The organism is Marinomonas sp. 63XJN7_9_ISO-PGPR-S23-217 (assembly GCF_056173515.1).
On record NZ_CM149678.1, the window covers coordinates 1,553,923 to 1,574,373 of the forward strand.

Annotated in this window: 14 protein-coding genes; 5 read left to right on the forward strand and 9 right to left on the reverse strand. The window is 45.4% G+C overall.

Features of this window, described 5'->3' with window-relative positions; translation table 11 throughout:
• Positions 1-99: 99 nt before the first annotated feature.
• From AC0VYI_RS07220 to AC0VYI_RS07230, 3 genes are read right to left on the reverse strand one after another with little or no spacing between them, the layout of a single operon-like run.
• Positions 100-1,419, reverse strand: a complete 1,320-nt coding sequence (locus AC0VYI_RS07220; protein WP_199476118.1) for a TRAP transporter large permease — start codon at positions 1,417-1,419, stop codon at positions 100-102.
• Positions 1,412-1,933, reverse strand: a complete 522-nt coding sequence (locus tag AC0VYI_RS07225) for a TRAP transporter small permease (protein WP_199476119.1) — start codon at positions 1,931-1,933, stop codon at positions 1,412-1,414. The genes AC0VYI_RS07220 and AC0VYI_RS07225 overlap by 8 nt, the downstream gene beginning before the upstream one ends.
• Positions 1,930-2,979, reverse strand: a complete 1,050-nt coding sequence (locus AC0VYI_RS07230; RefSeq protein ID WP_199476120.1) for a TRAP transporter substrate-binding protein — start codon at positions 2,977-2,979, stop codon at positions 1,930-1,932. The genes AC0VYI_RS07225 and AC0VYI_RS07230 overlap by 4 nt, the downstream gene beginning before the upstream one ends.
• 437 nt (positions 2,980-3,416) lie before the next feature.
• Here AC0VYI_RS07230 and AC0VYI_RS07235 point away from each other — a divergent pair, with 437 nt between their 5' ends.
• Both AC0VYI_RS07235 and ltrA read left to right on the forward strand, forming a co-directional pair.
• Positions 3,417-4,880, forward strand: a complete 1,464-nt coding sequence (locus AC0VYI_RS07235; RefSeq protein ID WP_475448299.1) for a benzaldehyde dehydrogenase — start codon at positions 3,417-3,419, stop codon at positions 4,878-4,880.
• A 793-nt stretch (positions 4,881-5,673) separates the two neighbouring features.
• Positions 5,674-7,008 carry a group II intron reverse transcriptase/maturase gene (gene ltrA / locus AC0VYI_RS07240; protein ID WP_475447253.1) on the forward strand — a complete coding sequence of 445 codons (1,335 nt, stop codon included), beginning with the start codon at positions 5,674-5,676 and terminating at the stop codon, positions 7,006-7,008.
• Positions 7,009-7,063: 55 nt separating this feature from the next.
• On the opposite strand, the gene AC0VYI_RS07245 is transcribed toward ltrA, so the two are convergent.
• From AC0VYI_RS07245 to AC0VYI_RS07260, 4 genes are all read right to left on the reverse strand, one after another.
• Positions 7,064-8,014, reverse strand: a complete 951-nt coding sequence (locus AC0VYI_RS07245; RefSeq protein WP_475448301.1) for a LysR substrate-binding domain-containing protein — start codon at positions 8,012-8,014, stop codon at positions 7,064-7,066.
• Between the two features lie 58 nt (positions 8,015-8,072).
• On the reverse strand, positions 8,073-9,635 hold the full coding sequence (locus tag AC0VYI_RS07250; RefSeq protein ID WP_475448303.1) for an MFS transporter: 1,563 nt from the start codon (positions 9,633-9,635) through the stop codon (positions 8,073-8,075).
• A gap of 5 nt (positions 9,636-9,640) precedes the next feature.
• Positions 9,641-10,759, reverse strand: a complete 1,119-nt coding sequence (locus tag AC0VYI_RS07255; RefSeq protein ID WP_233407723.1) for an HlyD/EmrA/EmrK family protein — start codon at positions 10,757-10,759, stop codon at positions 9,641-9,643.
• Positions 10,760-11,160: 401 nt separating this feature from the next.
• On the reverse strand, positions 11,161-12,444 hold the full coding sequence (locus tag AC0VYI_RS07260) for an NAD(P)/FAD-dependent oxidoreductase (protein ID WP_199476125.1): 1,284 nt from the start codon (positions 12,442-12,444) through the stop codon (positions 11,161-11,163).
• Between the two features lie 160 nt (positions 12,445-12,604).
• Between AC0VYI_RS07260 and AC0VYI_RS07265 the strand changes: the two genes are divergently transcribed.
• Complete coding sequence (locus AC0VYI_RS07265) at positions 12,605-13,945, forward strand: glutamine synthetase family protein (protein ID WP_199476126.1); 1,341 nt, start codon at positions 12,605-12,607, stop codon at positions 13,943-13,945.
• Between the two features lie 455 nt (positions 13,946-14,400).
• Positions 14,401-15,855 (forward strand): TrkH family potassium uptake protein, encoded by a 1,455-nt coding sequence (locus AC0VYI_RS07270; RefSeq protein ID WP_199476127.1) that lies wholly within the window; start codon positions 14,401-14,403, stop codon positions 15,853-15,855.
• A 49-nt stretch (positions 15,856-15,904) separates the two neighbouring features.
• Here the strand turns inward: AC0VYI_RS07270 and fdhD are convergent, their stop codons facing one another.
• The gene (gene fdhD, locus AC0VYI_RS07275; protein WP_475448307.1) at positions 15,905-16,756 is read right to left on the reverse strand and encodes a formate dehydrogenase accessory sulfurtransferase FdhD; all 852 of its coding nucleotides are present in this window, start codon (positions 16,754-16,756) and stop codon (positions 15,905-15,907) included.
• Between the two features lie 614 nt (positions 16,757-17,370).
• Between fdhD and AC0VYI_RS07280 the strand changes: the two genes are divergently transcribed.
• Positions 17,371-18,708, forward strand: coding sequence for a peptidoglycan DD-metalloendopeptidase family protein (locus AC0VYI_RS07280; RefSeq protein WP_475448309.1), 1,338 nt, complete (start codon positions 17,371-17,373; stop codon positions 18,706-18,708).
• A gap of 540 nt (positions 18,709-19,248) precedes the next feature.
• Here the strand turns inward: AC0VYI_RS07280 and rsgA are convergent.
• A complete protein-coding gene (gene rsgA / locus AC0VYI_RS07285) occupies positions 19,249-20,223 on the reverse strand; it encodes a GTPase RsgA (protein ID WP_199476129.1) in 975 nt (324 codons plus the stop codon).
• Positions 20,224-20,451 lie beyond the last annotated feature (228 nt).

Here is a 20,451-nt window from a genome sequence, read left to right on the forward strand (position 1 = left end):
CAGGGGATGTATCAAATATAGGGAGCGACAGTAAATAGCCGTCATCAATCCATTTGATGACGGCTATTTAGATTGTGCGGAAACACTTTTAGAGAGATGTTAGGTTAACGCATGAACCAACACCAAGGTGATGGAAGGAAAGGCAATTAACAACACCACCCGTGCTACGTCAGAGAGTAAAAAGGGGATGACACCTCTAAAGCTTTCTTTGAGAGACAAGGAACTATCAAACGAGTTGATAATAAACACATTCATACCCACTGGTGGCGTTATTAACCCCACTTCCACGACGATCAAGGCGAGGATGCCAAACCAAATGCCCACATCCGCAGGCGGGAAACCAAAATCCATTGCCATGATAACTGGGAAATAGATAGGGATTGTCAGTAATATCATGGCTAAGCTGTCCATAAAGCAGCCAAGCACTAAGTAGGTCAGTAGCATTAACGTTAATACTAAATAGGGGCTAAACCCTGCGTTCTCTATGTATTGGACCCCAAGGCTAGGAACCTGTGTGAGGGCAATGAAGACACTGAACAGATCAGCCCCAAAGACGATGAAGAAAATCATCGCGGATGAGACTGCCGTTCTGGTGATGCAGTCGATCAGCACATTAAAGCTTAATGAGCCATTCAGTAAGGCTAATAAACATGTCAAAATCACTCCCACTGCCGCCGCTTCGGTTGGCGTGAAGAAGCCTAGGTAAATCCCTCCTAAGACGATTAGGAAAATAACTGTTATGTGCCAGACATCTTTTAGGGAAGTGATTTTTTCTTTTAAGCTTGTCTTTTCACCACGGGGACCCGCTTTTGGAAAAATGCGGACATAAATGGCAATGGCTAACATGTAACCAAAAGCGGCTAAAAAGCCTGGCAAGAAGGCCGCAATAAAAAGCTTCGAGATATTTTGTTCAGTCAGGACCGCAAAAATAATTAACACCATGGAGGGTGGAATCAAGATGCCTAACGTCCCTCCTGCTGCAAGGGTTCCAGCGGCTAAGCCGCTAGCGTATTTGTGCTTTTTCATTTCCGGTAAGGCGACTTTCCCCATGGTGGAGGCGGTTGCCAAAGACGAACCGCAAATGGCACCAAAGGCAGCGCAACCAGCAATGGACGCCATAGCCAGCCCTCCTTTTAAATGGCCGACCCACTTATTACAGGTACGAAAAAGCTCACTAGTGATACCTGAACGTGTGGTGATTTCTCCCATTAATAAAAACAGAGGCACCACAGACAGATCATAGGTTGAGAATTTCGCCACCGGAGCAGTACTTAAATAGCTTAATAGGGCTGGTGTTCCAGCCAGTGCGATATAGCCTGTACCACCGCTGATGAGCATTGCGAGCGCAATTGGAATACGAATGGCCATTAATATAAGCAAGAATGCCATCATTAATAATGCCAGTTCCACATTACCCATGTTTCAATCCTTTTAAAGAGGTCAGTATGCTGTCGAGACAATTGAGGGTTAATAGAGCAAACGAACCACAGCCAACGGCATACACGACCCAATTTGGTAACTGTAATATCATGGTGTAGTCAAAGTAGTCATAGGCATCCAGACCGCCTAGGGCTAACCGCCATGTTAATAGAGCAGCAACAAGGCACATCAAGCAATCACTCAAGATAGCAAGCCACGAAAGGGTGCGTGGGCTTGCCGATGCGGTAAAAATGTCTACTACCACATGGCCTTTTTTTAGGTGACAATAGGGCAAAAAGCAGAAAATGCTGATTCCTAACCCCATTTCTACTAACTCATAGTCTCCGGTGACAGACGTTTGAAAAAAAAGACGCCCTAAAATACTGGCGACCACCATGATGGCGAGTGCCATCATAATGAGTCCACCAAGAATCGCGAGCTGTCGTGATACCCAGGTCAGAGCTGGATTGCTCCCTAGGTATTCGGACTCAGAAGTAATGGGGGTATCACTCATGACTCACCATTTTGCTTTTCATATTTTGACAACAGGCTTTCTGCTTCGTTGTACAGTGCTTGACCGCGACCATTTGTGGATTTATTCATGGTTTCAATCCACTTATCTGTCACAGGCTGCATTTTCGCTTTCCAACGGGCGACCTCTTCATCCGGTAAGGTATAAAAGTCATTGCCTGCGGCGACAGCCGCATCGCGGCCAACCTTTTCGTTTTTATCAAATTCGTCGCCGATAAAACCTGCTAGAGGAATACCTGAGTTATTATCGATGACTTTTTGCAGGTCTTTTGGAAGGGAGTTGTAAGCCTTTTTATTCATGGCAAATACGAAGGTGTTAGAGTACAAACCTCGCTTGCCAGAGATTTCAACGTTGTGCGTTGCTAGCTCATCAATTTTCAGAGGAGCTGTTACTTCAAAAGGCAGCACGGCAACATCCACCACACCTTTAGATAGCGCGCTGGCCATTTGTGTCACTGGCATAAAAATACTGTTTACGTCTAATAGAGAAAATGCATCCCCCATGATGCGATTCGGCACACGAACTTTTAAGCCTTTCATGTCTTCTAGGGTTCTGACTTCTTTATCGCGAACGTGCAAGGATCCTGGGGCATGGGTGTGTAAGGCAAGGACATGAACGTCGCGCATTTCATCCGTCATTTCTTTTTCATAGTATTCTTGCAATGCCATGCTGGTGGATTTGGCAGAGCCAACCATAAAAGGTAGTTCGAAGACTGTCATTTTAGGAAAACGGCCAGGCGTATAACCTGCGACCGTCCAGGCCAAATCGACACGGCCTTTGCGTACCTGATCGTATAAAGAAGCGGGTTTACCGCCCAATTGCATCGCAGGGTAAATGACGATTTTGATTCGTCCATTAGACTCTTTCATTACCTTTTCCGCCCAAGGTTCTAATACTTTAGTGTGGGCCGTTGAGGAGGGGGGCAACATATGGTGCAGTTTAAACGTAAATTCAGGCTCAGCCGCTTGCGCGAAAGAGACAGTGGTAAGCATCAGAGCTGCGGCCATTAAAAGAGATTTTATTCGCATAATCGACACCTTTATTTTTTTTGTCGGTGAATGTGATTGGACAAAAGGGGCTTCCTTTGCCTCCTTATACTTATGTCATAAACTGTTTTGTCTTACAACAATATTTCCTATTTTTTTTCTTTTTCCTTTCTTCTGTCATAGCATTAGATCTTATTTTTTATGATTTCTTGATAGATAGCTGAACACTAGTGACTTAAATAAGTGACGGCGGCGGCACAGTGACTGCTCGGTGGCAATCAGTTGATTAGTCGATGAGGACGTTATGGTAATAGATAATTTATATTGTACTTTGCTATAAAAAAAGTTGATTCTAAAACTGTTTATAAATAAAACTATATAATGCTAGGACGGCGCCGAGGGAAAGAAAAACGACTATCCATGCTCAGTTGTATGCATACTGGGTAGATAACAATAATAAATTGAAAGAAGGTAAGATTATGAGTACCGATGTTTTACAGTCAAAGCCTTGGAATAATGCTTTTTTTAATGGTGATTGGGTCGAGGCCTCCGGTAACAGTGTTTCTGTCATTGAGCCTGCCACAGGTGATTCTCTTTCCAGTATTGTGCTAGCCACTGCTGACGATATTTATCGTGCTGCTAAGGACGCGGCGGCGGCTCAAAAAACATGGTTGGATATGTCGCCAAGAGAGAGATCCGCCATATTTTATCGTGCGGCGGACTATTTTGATGAGCATGCTGAAGAATTTGCCATGTATATCGCCCGCGAAACGGGTGGGATTTTTCAAAAAGGTCAGCATGAGGTTCGTGAATCCTCAACCATTTTGCGTTTAGCTGCGCACATGGTGCTCGAACCAAATGGTTTGACTCTACCGACTACGGCGGGTCGTACTTCCATAGCAAAACGCATACCCCATGGCGTTATTGGGGTTATTTCCCCCTTTAATTTTCCGCTTATTTTATCGATTCGTTCTATCGCTCCAGCGTTAGCAACGGGCAATGCAATCGTCACGAAACCTGATCCTCAAACGCCCGTTACTGGTGGTTTCTTATTGGCGTTGGCCTTTGAAGCTGCGGGCTTACCAAAAGGTTTGTATCAGGTGCTACCTGGTGCTGTAGAAGCGGGCGAAGCCGTTTGTAATGCGCCAGAAATCGGTATGGTGGCCTTCACAGGTTCAACGGCTGCGGGTCGCAAGGTGGGTGAAGCCTGTGGCCGAAATCTTAAAAAAGTGTCTTTAGAGTTAGGGGGTAAGAGCTCGCTGATTGTACTAGAAGATGCGGACTTAGATGTGGCTGCCAGCAACATTGCATGGGGAGCCTATTTCCACCAAGGCCAGATTTGTATGGCATCAGGTCGTATTTTAGTTCAAGAGAGTGTCGCAAAAGCATTGACGGCGAAGATTGTTGAAAAAGCGCAACACTTGCCAGTAGGGAATCCTACCACTAAACAGGTCGCACTTGGGCCGTTAATCAATGAAACGCAATTGAAGAAAGTGGACAGTATTATAAAAGATACTGTTGCAGCTGGTGCAACGCTTGAAGTAGGGGGAACTTATGAGGGATTGTTCTACTCACCGACGGTCCTGTCGGGGGTGAAACCAGGCATGCGTTCTTTTGAAGAAGAAATTTTTGGCCCTGTGGCGAATATTGTCACCTTCAGTACCGACGAAGAAGCTATTGAGTTGGCTAATAATACTGAGTACGGATTGTCCGGTGCGGTCATCAGTGCCAATGTTAGTCGAGCGCAAAAAATTGCTAGTCAATTGCATGTCGGCTTGTTGCATATTAATGACCAGACAGTAAACGACGAATGCATCAACCCATTTGGTGGTTGTGGTAATTCAGGTAATGGCAATGCGGTCGGTGGTCCATCAGATTGGGATACCTATACTCATTGGCAATGGATGACAGTGAAAGAACAAGCAACGGCGTATCCTTTCTAATTAGACGTCGCTTTGGCAACCAACCTCTGAATGGTGTGTGAAGCTGAATTGATATTGCATTTCATCGTTAAACAAAAAAGCAAGCAGTGGCCCTGTTTGCTTTTTTGTTTGCCCAGCGAAGCTGGCAAACCCATCAGGTTGAAAGAAACCTGTCTCACCCCGACTGGGGGGAAGAGAATCCGAATCGCAAGGGCGTTGCTGGCCAACGGCAGGGTTTGAAGGAAGCGATAGGAAGTTAACAGTACACAACGCAAGTGAACCTGCTTCGGCAGTTTAGGTGGGTAAGCGTGCAAAATAGCGCAAAGTCCGATACTCAGTCAGACCTAGGCTGTGTTTGAGGGTGGCATTGTTAACAGGGGGTCAGTGCAGTAACTGGGGAAGCCTGGCATCGAATCCTGTCTTGAACTGGAAGCGTGCGTTCGAGGTGTGAGCTAAGGCGTGTGTTGGTGTGAGGTGGCAGATGAACCCGTAGTAGTGAGTAAGGCTAGGCCTGAGAAAGCCAGTAATGGTGTGGAGGATAAAACCAAGCCGACTATCAGCAATATGTCTGATAGGGTTAATTTTAGCCAAAAGCTTTAATTGATTGCGAAGGGGGAAGTAAAGGTTAAGTCTGTGATGAGCAGATGTTTTTTTTTAGTGGTACACGAACTGATGAATCATTGGGGTCTTCCTGCGTGGTGATCTGTGGAAGCAGAAAACTGGAGTTGGAAACCGTACGAGGGAGTAGATCTGATACCGTTTAGTAAATTGCCATTGAGCTAGAAGGCTAAACCTCAGAACGAAATAGACCGACATGAACAAGAAACATTTAGCCCCCACGCAGCGCACAACCCAAGAGAAGAAGCGTCGAGTTTATTACAGCGTGTATGGTCACTTGCTGAGCAAGGAGAGACTGTACAAAGGCTTCAAAAAGGTGTGGAAAGCAAAAGGCGCGGCAGGCATAGATAAGCAGAGCCTGAGTGACTTCGCCTCGAAGTTGAGTGATGAACTGGATCAACTTCTTCTTGAACTGAAAACCAAGCAATATCACCCCCAACCAGTCAGACGGGTAGAGATCCCCAAAGCGGACGGAGGAGTGCGATTGCTAGGGATCCCGACGGTTCGGGATCGAGTCGTTCAACAAACCCTAACCGATGTCCTTACGCCCATCTTTGAAGAACAGTTCCATCCCTCGAGTTTTGGTTATCGACCAAAACGAAGCTGTCACGATGCGATCAACAAAGCCACGATGTTTATGCGCCGTTACGGTTTAAACCATGTGGTGGATATGGATCTATCAAAGTGCTTTGATCGTCTGGATCATGGCTTAATTTTAAAAAGCCTGAGAAAACGAATCGCAGACGGCAGTGTGTTGAAGCTGATAGAACAGTTCTTAAAAAGTGGCGTAATGGTTGGTACGGATTGGCAGGAAACAGAGCAAGGTAGTCCGCAAGGAGGGGTGATCAGCCCCTTGATAGCGAACGTGTACTTGGACGAATTTGACCAACAAATGCGTCAACGAGGTCATCGAATCGTACGCTATGCGGATGACATCCTGATTCTGTGTCGTAGCCGAGCGGGTGCAGAGAATGCACGAGTACAGGCGGCGATAATCTTGGAGAAACAGCTCAAGCTCAAAGTGAACGAAGAAAAGACCCACCTTACGCACAGTCGTGAGGGGGTGAAGTTTTTAGGCGTGGAGATCGGAAACCGATATACCCGAATCCAAACCAAGAAACTGTGCTTGTTCAAACAAAGGCTTAAGCAGTTGACCAAACGCAATGGTGGAAAACCGTTGAATGAGGTTATCAAACAGCTGAACCCGCTATTAAGAGGGTTTAGTCAGTACTTCAGGATTGCCAATGCGAGTGGTGAATTCAAGAAAATTGCCCAATGGCTAAGGAGACGACTGCGCAGTATACAACTAAAATTATGGAAGAAGCCTAAACGGCTGCACCGAAGGCTCAAGCAACTGGGCTACAAGCCGCCGTTTAAGTACATATCGATGACCAGTTGGAGAAATGCAGCGAGTCCATTAGCCAGTCAAGCGATGCCAAACAGCTGGTTCGAAGAGCTGGAGTTGGTAAATCTTGAAAAAGTGAAGGCGGGGTATGTGTTCAGTGAACATGCTGAATGGACGTTTACATGAGCCGTATACGAGGCCCGTACGTACGGTTCTGTGAGAGGGATGAGGCGGCAACGCCTCACCCTACTCGATATCGACTTTGTCCCGTCCTGAAAGGGGGGTCTTTGAGTACCTCAGGAATATGCAGAATCAGATAATCAAGAAAGACTCGTGTTGCGGGGTTCATGCCTTTTCGTTTAGAGAAAACGGCATGCACGGTATGAGCTTTGGAAGTCCATTCTGGCAGTAATTGAATCAACTGCCCAGTTTCAATACTGGGGGACGCAACTGGTGCAGGAATAAGGGCAACGCCAATCCCTTGCACTGCACTTTCCAATTGAATCCAACGGTTTAAGCAAAAGAGCCTAGGGTGATGTTTGACGATGCAAGGGGCGCCATCTGGGCCAAATAGCTCCCACTTATGTTCCTGACTTTCTAGTTTATTGAGCTGTTCGCTCAATGTTGGCATATGGGATAGCTGATCTGGGTGGGTTGGATTACCGTGAGTGCTGATAAAGTCTGGGCTCGCCACAAGAATCATTTTGCTGCTTGCCAGTGGCTTGGCCACTAACCCCGGCTCGCAATCTAAGGACTTTCTAGAACGCAACGCAATATCGACCCTCTCTTCGATGACTTGTACATCTCTGTCTGTCGCATCAAGAGAGACGGTGACCTTTGGATATTGTCGCATGAAGTCAGGCAGTAACAAGGAAATATGGTGTTGAGCCAAAACGGTTGGGCAACTGACTCGTACCAATCCTGAGGGCACCGACTGTAATAAAGCAACCGAGTCATAAGCGGATTGCCCTTCCGCGACCATATTTATGGCCCCTTCGTAAAGCTGCCGGCCGGCTTCGGTGAGTGAAAATTGCCGGCTGTTACGTTGGATTAATTGCACCCCAACTTTTTCTTCAAGCTTAGCCACCCGTCGACTAAGTAGGGATTTAGTAATTCCAGATGCCCTTTCTGCAGCAGTATAGCCGCCATTATCGGCCGTCAGATAAAAATAGTAGAGATCGTTAAAATCCATTGGTACTTAGTCTCTCCAGTCTGCTAAGGCGGTGTTTGTGAGTCGACGTGATTGCTTGTTAGTTAAGGCGACTTTGCAACGCCATGATAATAAAGCCGATAATAGCAACAATAAATAACAGAGAGTAATAATCGATCCCCGCTAATAGCACGGCATTTTGCTTCACATGTTGAGCAATCCAGGCAAAGGCCATTTTATTGGCGACGACTTGGCTGACTTGTCCATAGGCATTTGCTACTTGGTGCAGGGTACTTTGGTAAATGGGATTGTTTGCTGCCACATGCTCGTTTAGTGCGTTGTAGTGAATCGTGGTACGCCACTGTAAGCCAATACTTGCGAATGCGGTGCCCATTGACATGCCGATCTGAGAAATCATATTTTTTAGCTGCTGAGCATGGGAAAAAGCGGTTTCATCGTGTTCAAGCTCCTTAAAAGATTTTGCCGCTGCGGTACCTTGCAAAAACACAGTAAAAAAACCAAAGAAAGCAATGGCGGGCAAAATCTGCGTTTGCATGTTTGAGCTTGGTGTCAAGTGCGACATGATATAGCCATAACAACCTAAACAAAAAAAGCCAAACATGAAAAACTTTTTCCCATTGGGTCTTTTTGGAAACACCTTCATGTGAACCCATACCCCAAGAATGGCAGACACTAAACCTAATGCATACCAGTTCCCCACTGTACTCCAACTAAAGCCTAGCCCTTTTTGCAATATCTGTGGCAGTAGGTAGTTATTCGACCCCATGATCAAATAGCAGGTAAAAAACACCAGTACGCCGGAGCGGTAGATTTTGCTTTCGAAAAGTTGCTTTATCGACAACAGCGGTCTGGCGTGATGGTGACGAATGGTACTGCGAATAAAGTAATAAATACTGGTTAATCCGAGCAATAAAATGATGCTGACTAAGACGGTATTGCTGTAGAACTCATAGCTGCCATAACGCAGTGCGTAAAGTATTAAAAAGGAGCCCGCTGTTAATGCCATGACGAGATAGGGGTGGGATTGGGAGCGTAGCTCTTTCTTGGTTGGAATGCCTGGCAAACAAAACGCTGCAGTGATGGCAGCGAGAACAGTGAAGACCATTAAGATAGCAAACAGATATTGCCAAGAGGCATCTAAAAACAAGTTTGCCACTAAAAACGGTGCCAGAGCAGAGCTGATGGTGAGACCGTAAGCATAGGTTTTGATGCCCGTGAGTCGAAGTGGACTTGGTGGAAACAAGGTGATAATAACCCGTGCACCCGCCATAAAAGCCGCGCCGCCAAACCCCATCACCACGTGACCGATCAAAAAGACCGTGAAATTATTGCCATAAAAGCAGATTAAGCAGCCGATAAAAAAGATAAATAGCGAGGCTAGAATATAGTATTTCCAGCCCATTCGCTCGATTAACCAGCGCTGCTTCGAGATGGTGACAACAGCGACACAAGCGTATGCCGCCGTCGTTAAACTGTATTCCTGTGGTGAGACGCCTAACTCCCCCATTAAGGGGGCCGCCGCGAAGGCGATCATCCCTGTTTGCAGGAAGTTTAGCAGCATCAGTAAGAAGATGGTCGCCAGCATCAAAAAATTGTGCGACGGCGCAGGAACGTATTTATGTTGGCTAATGCGTTGGATCATAGTGGTTACATGTTTTCTTTAATGATCTTTTGAATAAGCGCATTGGCGCCTTTATCCCCATCGTCGAATACATCGGTTCGCCAAGGTGTCGGAGGTGTTGCTACGGTGGTTAATTCCGCTTTACCTGCATTCTGTGTGTTGACCGTCACATTCATGGAGAGACCGGGTCTAAGAGGGTGATCAATGAGTTCTTGTGGCTTGAGGGCAATGCGTACCGGAACACGTTGTACCACTTTGATCCAGTTGCCTGTTGCGTTAGTGGCTGGCAATAATGAAAAGGCGCTGCCTGTTCCTGGAATGATCCCTTGTACCGTACCATGGTAAATGACTGATGAACCGTAAACATCGGAGGTTAAACTAACAGGTTGTCCGGCACGAATATTTCCTATTTGCGTTTCTTTAAAATTTGCTACGACCCACACATGATTTAACGGCACGATCGACATTAAGGTACTGCCTGCAGAGACATGCTGTCCAACTTGCACACTACGTTGTGCAACATAGCCGCTTACTGGTGCGACAATGGTGGTTCTGTGCAAAGCAAGCCAAGCGCTTTTTAACGCGGACTCGGCTTTTAGAACATCTGGGTGAGTAAGTACGGTTGTGTGATCCACTTTGGTTTTGATGGCATCGTAGGCTTTTTGAGCAACGTCGTATGAGGCTTTCGCGCTGATATAGGTGCTTTTATAGTGGCTTAGATCTTCACTCGAAATGAGATTGTTTTTTCTCAGTTTAACCCGCCGTTGGTAATCACTGTCTGCCTTATCCAGAGCGACTTTCGCGAGTTCGACATTGGCTTTTTGTTCTTCTAAAGCGGCAAAGCTGTTGCGAACTGCGCGAATGGTACTGGCAAGATTCGCCTGCGCTTCTTGAAGCGCTAACTGGGCATCAACGGGGTTTATTTTAACGAGCAGGTCAGATTGCTTAACCAAGCTGGTATTTTCCGCCATGATGTCTGTTACGGTACCAGAGACTTGCGACATGACATTAACCACATTACCGGCAACGTAAGCGTCTTCTGTTGACTCATGAAACTGTCCTATTTTTGACCACCAAATATAGGCGGCGATACAAGCGATGACGGTGGTAATAGCCAGTACCACGACCGTCGTTTTCTTGTTCATGATGTGTTTTTCTGTATCGGTCATTGATTCTATTTACTCACAACACTAAAGGTTTAACTAATTGGGAAGATGGGGAAAGAGCGGCAAGAGTAAGGAGATGGTCAGTGAAGATCAATGGCAAAAAGTGGGATACAAAATCCTAAAAATAGGATAGTTGATATTCGCACCATATTCTCTATTTTTCTGCTATAAAACAGGGCTAAATCGACTTTTTTTGTCTTCTAGTCAGGCTGAAATATAAAAAAATGAAATGAGAAAAAATAAAGAATGTGCTGTTTTTAACACGGTGTGTTCGATTTGCAGGCTATTAAATCCCTCTTTTTTGAGAGCGCTTACAAAAAAGTGACGATGAATCAGTCTCATCATCGTCTCCTAAAAAGGGCCAAAACAAATCGGCTAAGTTAGAAAAAGCGATCTCTTAATGAGTAGTAAAGCATGCCAGCAACCTGTCCTGGCCAGCGTAGCAGGGTGCCACCAGGAAAATTGGCGCAAGGGACGCTTGAGAACACGTCAAACCGCTCGGCAGTGCCACTAACGGCTTCGGCCATTAACTTGCCTGTGAGTGTGGCCAGAGCGACACCGTGACCAGAATAGCCTTGGGCGATAAACACGTTTTTCTCTTGGTGGGCTAAATAGGGCATTCGATTTAAGGTAATGGCCAGTGTGCCTCCCCAACTAAAGTCAATCTTGGTGTTGGTTAATTCAGGATATACTTCGAGCATGTGTTTTTTGACAAAGCTGGCAATATCCTTCGGAAAGCGTGAGCGATAGTTCTCTCCGCCTCCCCACAGCAGTCTTTTATCCGCTGACAGTCGAAAATAATTCACCACAAACTTGGAGTCGGCAATGGCATAATCCTGAGGGTTAATTCTATTATAAACGGCTTCTGGAAGCGGCTCGGTTGCCAGAATAAAGTTATTGATCGGCATGATTTTTTTCGCCGCTTGAGGGTGAAGTTTGCCAAGGTAGCCATTACAAGCAAACAGTAAGTAGCTGGCTTTTACTGTGCCTCTTGGGGTTTGTATGCTGGGCTGGTTTCCGCCTTGATAGTGAATCACCTCGGACATCTCGAACAATTGCGCGCCGCTTTCTTGGGCGGCTTTAGCAAGCCCAAGGGAAAAGTTATAGGGATGGATATGAGCGCCATCTTCATACAATTCGCCACCATGAAAATGGGACGTACCAAGGGCGGCGGAAACATCATGCTTGGTGAGGTAATGCACTTTTTGATAACCAAGGGTGTTTCTTTTGTAGTCGACGGCCTGTTGTATGTCTTCCACATGAGAGGCTTTGGCGGCGACATGCAGCACCCCTGGTTTTAAATCACAGTCAATTTGATGTTGATGAATCAAATGCTTCACTAACTCGACGGATTCGACAGACATGTCCCATAGTAAATCTGCGTGGTGCTTGCCGACTTTTTGGCTTAATGCAGCATGGCTCATATTATGGCCTTGGCATAATTGACCACCATTGCGTCCGGATGCTCCAGAGCCAATGCGATGAGCTTCGAGTAAGGTGACTCGGTAACCTTTTTCCGATAAATGCAAGGCTGCAGACAAGCCAGTGTACCCACCACCAATGATGCAAACATCCGTTTCCTGGTCCCCCTCTAAGCTGGGAAAACGTATATTCTGATTGGCCGTATTGGCGTAGTACGATGCTTCAAAGCCTTGATTTTTCATGAAAAGAGCCTCCTCGATAAGCGTCTCTTAAAGATAGTAAGCTATCCTAACGTAGAAAGAACAATGCGTTGATCATTTTTTAGTGGTATTTTTGCTTAAAAGGGACAATATCAAACAAGGTACTGGTTAACTTTATTAGCACAAACAAAAAAGGTGATGTATGGGGATCCTAGAGGATTTTCTTAAAACGCATTCGATTACAGAAATAGAGTCCACTCTGCCGGATATGACAGGTAATGCGCGAGGTAAATTTTATCCGACTCGTAAGTTTTTATCTGAACAAGGAGGCCGGTTGCCTGAAACCGTACTGGTTCAAAGTGTCACTGGGGATTGGGCTTACAATCATTACGATATCGTGGACGCCCGTGATCGAGATATGATTCTGGTGCCGGACACTAATACCTTGCGTATTGTGCCTTGGGCGGATGAGCCAACGGCTCAATTGATCAATGATTGCTTTGATACCGAAGGTAACCCACACCCTCTGTCCAGCCGGACGATTTTACGGCGTGTGCTGGCTTTGTTCGAAGCAGAAGGATTGCGTCCTGTTGTTGCGCCTGAAATGGAATTTTATCTGGTGCAAAAAGACAATGACCCTGATTACGAACTCAAACCGGCAGCGGGGCGTTCCGGCCGTCGCGAAACGGCTCGTCGTTCCTACAGCATTGATGCGGTCAATGAATTTAATCCCGTGATTGATACCTTATATGCCTACTGTGAGGCTCAAGATCTGGATGTAGATACCTTGATTCATGAGTCGGGTGCTGCGCAGATGGAAATCAACTTTTTGCACGGTGACCCATTAGATTTGGCTGATCAGGTTTTCATCTTTAAACGCACCATGCGTGAGACGGCGATTAAGCATGATATACATGCCACCTTCATGGCCAAACCTATGCAAAATGAACCAGGCAGTGCCATGCATATCCATCAAAGTCTTATTGATATAAAAACCGGGAAAAATATCTTTAATGATAACGGTGAATACAGTGAAGCTTTCTACTGCTACTTAGGGGGGCTGCAAAAATACACCCCGAATGCCATTAGTTTCTTCGCTCCAAATGTTAATTCTTATCGACGGTTTGCGCCAGATATGGCAGCGCCAGTAAATATGAAGTGGGGGATAGATGACAGAACGGCTGGCTTGCGCATTCCTGTGTCGGCTCCAGAAGCTTACCGTATTGAGAACCGTTTTCCTGGATCCGATTGCAACCCGTACCTTGCCATTGCGACCAGCTTAGCCTGTGGTTATTTAGGATTAAAAGAGAAGTTGCGTCCCACTGAGCCTTCTAGTGTGAATTCTGCTCAGGAAACAGGTGAGGTGGATTTGGCGAGAACATTAGAAGAAGCTTTGCGTCTGTTAGAAGATTGCCCAGAAATTTGTGAGATCATGGGGCAAAAGTTTGTTGATGCTTATATTGGAGTGAAACGGTCTGAATTTGAAACCTTTAATAAGGTGATTAGCTCTTGGGAGCGAGAGCATCTGTTGTTGAATGTGTAACCCATAGTCCTGCTGTTAAGGTGCCATACCTTTAGGACAGAGCGAACGACATCCAAATATCGATTGTTTAAAAAGCTCGGCGCCATGCTGGGCTTTTTTGTATTGCTTCGCCCTTGGTAGGACAGGTGGCAGATGAGATTTCTTTGTTGAAAAATATACTATTTCATTAGGGGATAGTTTCGCTCTATGGCAAAATGTCGACCTTGTACTCTAAATCCTCTCCTATGGGAGCATGAACAGGCGTCATTTTTCAACGAATGTAACACTTAATGCTTTCCGAATGATCGGTTGTTCAAAAGACAACAGTGACGCTAATAAATAAAGTATGTCGGATACAGAATCGCTGTTATCTGGAGAGTAGGCTTGTGTTCAATGAAACACGCCGCTACAGCAAGGTAATCACCTTGTTTTCATGTATGGTTTTACGTGTTGGTTGAAAGGAGTTGTCGGCGCCTATGATTCGCCCTTTATTAGTTCTAAGATTACTCACCATGCCATGCTTATGGATGGGGTTGGTTCAGCTAGTCTTTGGTGAATTGTCCTTTATGTTTTTTAAGGATCATGTGGCGAGTAATTTTACCTTGCCAGCCTCTATCACATTAGGCGTTTCTCTGATTATCCTGATTGGCTTTAAAAAATACCCTCTACCATCGGTGACGAATCGTGAAGCCATGTTGTTTGCGACCCTGACTTGGGTTGCTGTGGGGATGCTTGGGGCTATCCCTATTGTCACTATTGCACATGTGTCTTTTACTGATGGGGTATTTGAATCTATTAGTGGATTGACTACAACAGGGGCAACTATTTTATCCGGCTTGGATAGTATGCCTAAGACGTTTTTGATGTACCGCCAGTTTTTACAGTGGATGGGTGGCTTAGGCGTGGTTATTTTTGTGGTTGCCATTTTGCCGATGCTCAATATCGGTGGTATGCGACTGTTAAAAGCCGAAACACCAGGGCCCATTAAAGACGATAAACTCTCACCGCGTGTCGCCAATACCACCCATTATCTGTGGTTGGTTTATGTCACAATTACCGCCTTGTGTGCGCTATGTTACTACTTAGCTGGCATGTCTGTGTTTGATGCCATTGGTCACAGCTTCTCAACGGTTTCCACAGGAGGGTTCTCAACCCACGACGCCAGTATGGGTTACTTTCATAGTAATTTGATATTATGGATCTGTAATGTCTTCATGGTCCTTGGCGCGACAAATTTTGCTTTGCACTATCGTGTGTACCTAGCCCATAGCATTAAGCTCTATTGGAAAGATGAAGAGATGCGCAGTTTCTTGATCATCATCTTGGTGATTTCTGTGATTTTGTCGCTTTATCTTTATCACAATGGCAATGAGCACAGCTTTTGGCAGTCTCTGACGGATTCGTTTTTCCATATTATCTCGTTTATTACCAGTACAGGATTTGCCGCAACGGATTTGAGTAAATGGCCTATTGTCACCGCTGTACTGTTAATCTTCGTGGGGTATATTGGTGGCTGTGCAGGGTCAACGGCAGGTGGTAACAAGGTGATTCGCAATATCATCGCCCTAAAATCGGTAGGCTTAGAAATTAAGCGCTTAGTGCACCCCAATGGTGTGTTTACCATGAAATTTCAACGCCGAACCATCAGCGGAGAGGTACGTCATGCGGTGATGGCGTTTATGTGCTTGGCGGCGTTGACCACCATTATTTTTACGATTCTTCTGATGTTCACTGGCCTGAGTTTTATGGCCGCGTTAAGTGCGACAGCAGCCTGTTTGAACGTGTTGGGTCCAGGTTTTGCGGAACTGGGTAATAACTTTGCGCCATTGAGTGATGTCGCTACTTGGTTGATGAGTGCCGCGATGATTCTGGGGCGTCTTGAGTACTTCACTGTGCTGGTGCTGTTCTTCCCCGTACTCTGGAGACAATAGCTTGGCGACTGAAATGCCGCGTCGTTGTTCACAATAGGCCCATCACTTTCTAGTTTTTAGATAGGCCCTGTTCCTCTGTGTGGTCTGCATGAAAAGACGAGGCAAAGATTCTTGGCTCGTCTTTTTTGGGTAAGTGGATCAAGGTAAGTCCTAACTGTCGTGCTAAAGAAACCGCCAGCGTGCTGGGGGAAGCGAGATGAATCAGGTTTGACAGTGTTGCCCTGACGGCTTTTTGAATCAATTCTGTGCTACAGCGGCTGGACATCAATACACTGTGATTGTGAAGTGGGATGTTGTGAGTAAGCGCGTAGCCAATGATTTTATCTAGGGCATTGTGGCGGCCAATATCTTCTAAGCAAATGATGGGATGGCCTTCAGGAGAGAGCAACAGGGCGGCGTGAATGGCACCACTTTTTTTGCCTAGATCCTGATGGGCAAAAAGCATCTCTTTTAGTGTCTTCAGAATGTCCGTGGGTAAGGTTTGGCTTGCGGGTAAAGGCTCGAGTAGCGGCAGAGCTTGTTCTAAGGAGTCTTTGCCGCAGAGTCCACAGCCTGTGGCCCCTAAGTGGGCTTGCTTATGTTGTTTAAAATGGGCAAATTGCCTTGGGCTGATATCCAGGTTAAGAGCTAATCCTGTGATACCAAGATGTGCTATGGTGGTTTCCTCGAGCTGAATGTCTCTCACATCCTGTTTACCATTAATGATTCCTTCACTAAAGGCAAAGCCTATTGCAAAATTGTCTAGATGGTTAGGGGTGACCATCATCACCGCATGGGTGATCTGATTAATACTGATTGCTAGCGGGATTTCTTCAACAAGTTGGGTTTGTTCTTCATAGCGTAGCGAATCGCGTCTAGCGAAATAACAGTGTCGTGTGCTCGTTAAAGAGAAAAGTGTCATGCCCTAAACCTAATAAGGTAAATGTTTTATGGTAGGTCCTTTGTTCGTACCTTCCCTAGTGTGAAGACACCATCTTAATCATTCCATTCTGTTGCGTCTATCAGGGTGTTTGTCCTAGTGCTTTTATATCATTTTAGTGTCTCGCTTGGTTTTCGATATAATAGGGCATGCAACCGAGCTTGGCAGTGTTGGTCAGGCGTTTGTTGAGCTTTGAGCGATGGCCTGAACGAGACGGAAGGCATTATTTTTGATATTGATCGTGATACAGTCATCGCAGTGGAGTTTTTTTGTCTCGGGGATTTCCTTAGTGCTAATAATGCCGTATTCTCGGCACTATTTTGATAGCCAAGCCCAGTATTTTCCTTACTAAATGATATGGCAACTGCGAATGCAGGCACAGACAGTGGTGTGGGTATAGAAAGTGAAAATTGTTGTTGAGTCCCTGAAAAATGTTTTTTCATCGGCGGGCGCACGTGTTAATAAAGAGCGTCATGTTTGCATGATTGCTCGCTTGGTTTGCTTTTATAAGTAATTGTTAGTACTCGTATCTTTTGATACGGGAGCTGTAAGGGTTCTTGATAGAACCGCTTTTGTTGTTTTAATGAGTTTGTTTTATGTCTTTTAAAAATCGCCTTTCTGGCTGGATGCCATCGGGACCAAAAGCTTGGCTTATTGTGATCCTAGGTGTGTTTATTTTACTAATGTGTGTTTATCAAATATTAGTTGAGCCTCGCTCAGACACTGATCCAAATACTTATACCTTACCCAATGAGAAACCCATTGATGTGTCGGGTAAAGAGTTGTCTCCGTCGACATTTAATGAACCCGCTGCAGACGACAACAGTGTGGATCCTGTGCAACAAGTGGCAACGCCAAAAGCGGTACCTCACGCGATTGAGCATGTTATTAAGCCGGGTGAAACGCTGGATGGTATTTTTCAAAAACTTGGTTTTTCGCGTCAAGATATGTATGCCATTTTGGAAGCAGATGAAGAGTATTTAGTATTAGATCCGTTAATTCCGGGGGATACTTTAATCTTTAAAACGGATAAGGATGGTCAGCTAGAGAGTTTGTCTCGTCGCTTAGACCCGAGTAAAACCATTGCTTATGTGCGTCATGATGGCGGCGGCTTTACTTATCAAGAATACAACAAGCCGATAAATTACGTTCAAGAAGCAGAACATGGCACGATCGATGGTAGCTTCTATTTATCTGCCAAGAAATTGGGCCTCTCTGATGCGAATATCGTGATTGTGCGAGATTTACTCAAAGGGCGTTTTGACTTTAGAAAGGACATTCGAGCAGGCGATGCTTTTGATGTGGTGTTGCAAAAAGGTGATGTTGATGGTCAGCCAGTGGGCAGTGATCAGTTGGAAGCCTTGCAAATTACCGTTAAAGGTCATACTTATCGTGCTTTCTTGTATTCTGATGGTCGTTTTTACGATGAGCATGGTAATAGTTTAACGCCAGCGCTTTTACGTTGGCCGACGAAAATTCACTATCGCGTGACGTCACCATTTAACCCACATCGCCGTCATCCAATAACCGGGCGCTTAGCCCCTCATAACGGTACTGATTTGGCTGCATCTACTGGAACAAAGGTATTTGCAACGGGAGATGGTGTGGTGACACGAGTTGCCTACCAGAAATACGCGGGCAAATATTTAGACATCAATAATATTGGTATCTACAGCACTCGCTTTTTGCATTTAAGCAAAATATTGGTGAAAAAAGGACAGCATGTTAAGCGTGGTCAAGTGATTGCGTTGTCGGGTAATACCGGACGAACAACGGGCCCCCATTTGCATTATGAACTGCACGTTAATGGCAAACCTGTTGATCCAATGACAGCAAAAATTCCGACTTTGCAGTCGATTCCAAAGTCGAAAATGAAAGAGTTTAAGGAACATGTTAAGCGCTGGATTGCCATGATGAATCAGCAACCTTATTAGCTTACGGGTGTGGCCCGTGGTGCATTTGCGTGACAAAACGAAAGATAAACGTTCGACCCCTCCCTAACCCTCCCCTTAAATAAGGGGAGGGAACTGGAAATGCCGCAGTAAAAGACACCTCCCCCTTACTAAGGGGAGGGAGCTGGAAATGCTGCCGTAAAAGACATCTCGACCTTACTAAGGGGAGGGAACTGGAAATGCTGCCGTAAAAGACATCTCGCCCTTACTAAGGGGAGGGAACTGGAAATGCTGCCGTAAAAGGCTCTTCCCCCTTACTAAGGGGGAGGCTGGGAGGGGGTTGTAAAGGTTCAATGCACTTGCTTTATAGTTTACGTAAACTGTTTAAATGCATCACGGGTGAGTGTTATTCAAAAGAGATATTTTAAAAAACGGTACTGTTAAGTGCCGTTTTTTTTAGGTTTAGGCGTTTGATGAAAGAGAACGAATGGAAAAAGAGCGTAAGGGATCAGAAACAATAAAAAAAATGGCCCTGCAATAGGGCCATTTTTAATAATAGGGATATCAGTGTGGCTTTAGCGTTTACTCAGCTGCACTGTGTTTTCGAGCACGGATGTCAGACTGTGCACTACGGTAAAACTTACCTTGTGGTTTCGATTTACTGAAACTGTCATCATCATTGTCTTCGGATAGCATCAGCATAAAGTTGGCAACACGACTTTCGTCTAGTCGATTTTCTTTTATTGCTTTCGCGATAGCGCAGCCTGGCTCACCTTGGTGATGGCAGTCGCTAAAGCGGCATTCTTCAGCCAGTGCGAGAATATCGGCATAGCTTTCGATTTTACTGCTGTTATATTGCGCGATTTGTAGATCACGTAAACCTTGGGTATCCAAAAGAATGGCACCGTGAGGTAAAGTTTGTAGGGCTTTAGAAGACCCAATCTCGACACTTGGTGTCTCACTCTTAACGGATTTTAATGTGTTGATTAAAGCTGACTTTCCAGCGCCTTCGCCACCAAGCAGTGCAATGGTTTTGCCTTTTTTAAGGGAAGGGGCCAAACAGGAAAGACTGTCAGTATCTAATGCATTCACCGTTTCGACAATCAGCAAGGGATCAAGTTGCTCAATAAGAGCGCGCTTTTCGCTGGCATCGTCACAGGCATCTACTTTGGTCAAAACCACCACCGCATCCGCTTGGGCTTCGTGGGTGAGTTCTAAGTAGCGCTTGATAAGAGGCAAGTTAAGATCTTGATCTAACGGACTCACAATGAAAACAGTATCGACATTGGCCACACAGTCCTCAAAGGACGAGCTGCGGTCCAAGCGACGTAGGAAGTTTCCATTTGCGTCGGTAATAACCCAATCACCGATGACCATTTCAGGTAAATCATCATGATGATCAAGCTGGAACAATCCTGATTCACTAATCAATTCATAATGGTTAGTTTGACAAGAACAAATACGTGCAATCTGGTTCGACTCTAAGTCATCCAATGACAGCTGTTGTTGGAAATAAGGTTGCCAGCCTAAAGTCAATAAGGTGAACGTGGTATCCATTTGGTATTACCCTAAGCGTTTAACGCAAAAATTTAATTTGGAGCACAGTACATAAGAACACAATTTATTGGGTGACTCTCGTGCAAAAGGCTAATCAAAATACATCATTTCAGGCAATAAATGCCATTATGACACTTGTGAGATTAGCACAGGGTTGTTATAGGGAAAATAGGTATCTAGGAAAGTTTTGTAGTATTTGGTGAGCTTTTTAGAAGGGTTTTTCCAATG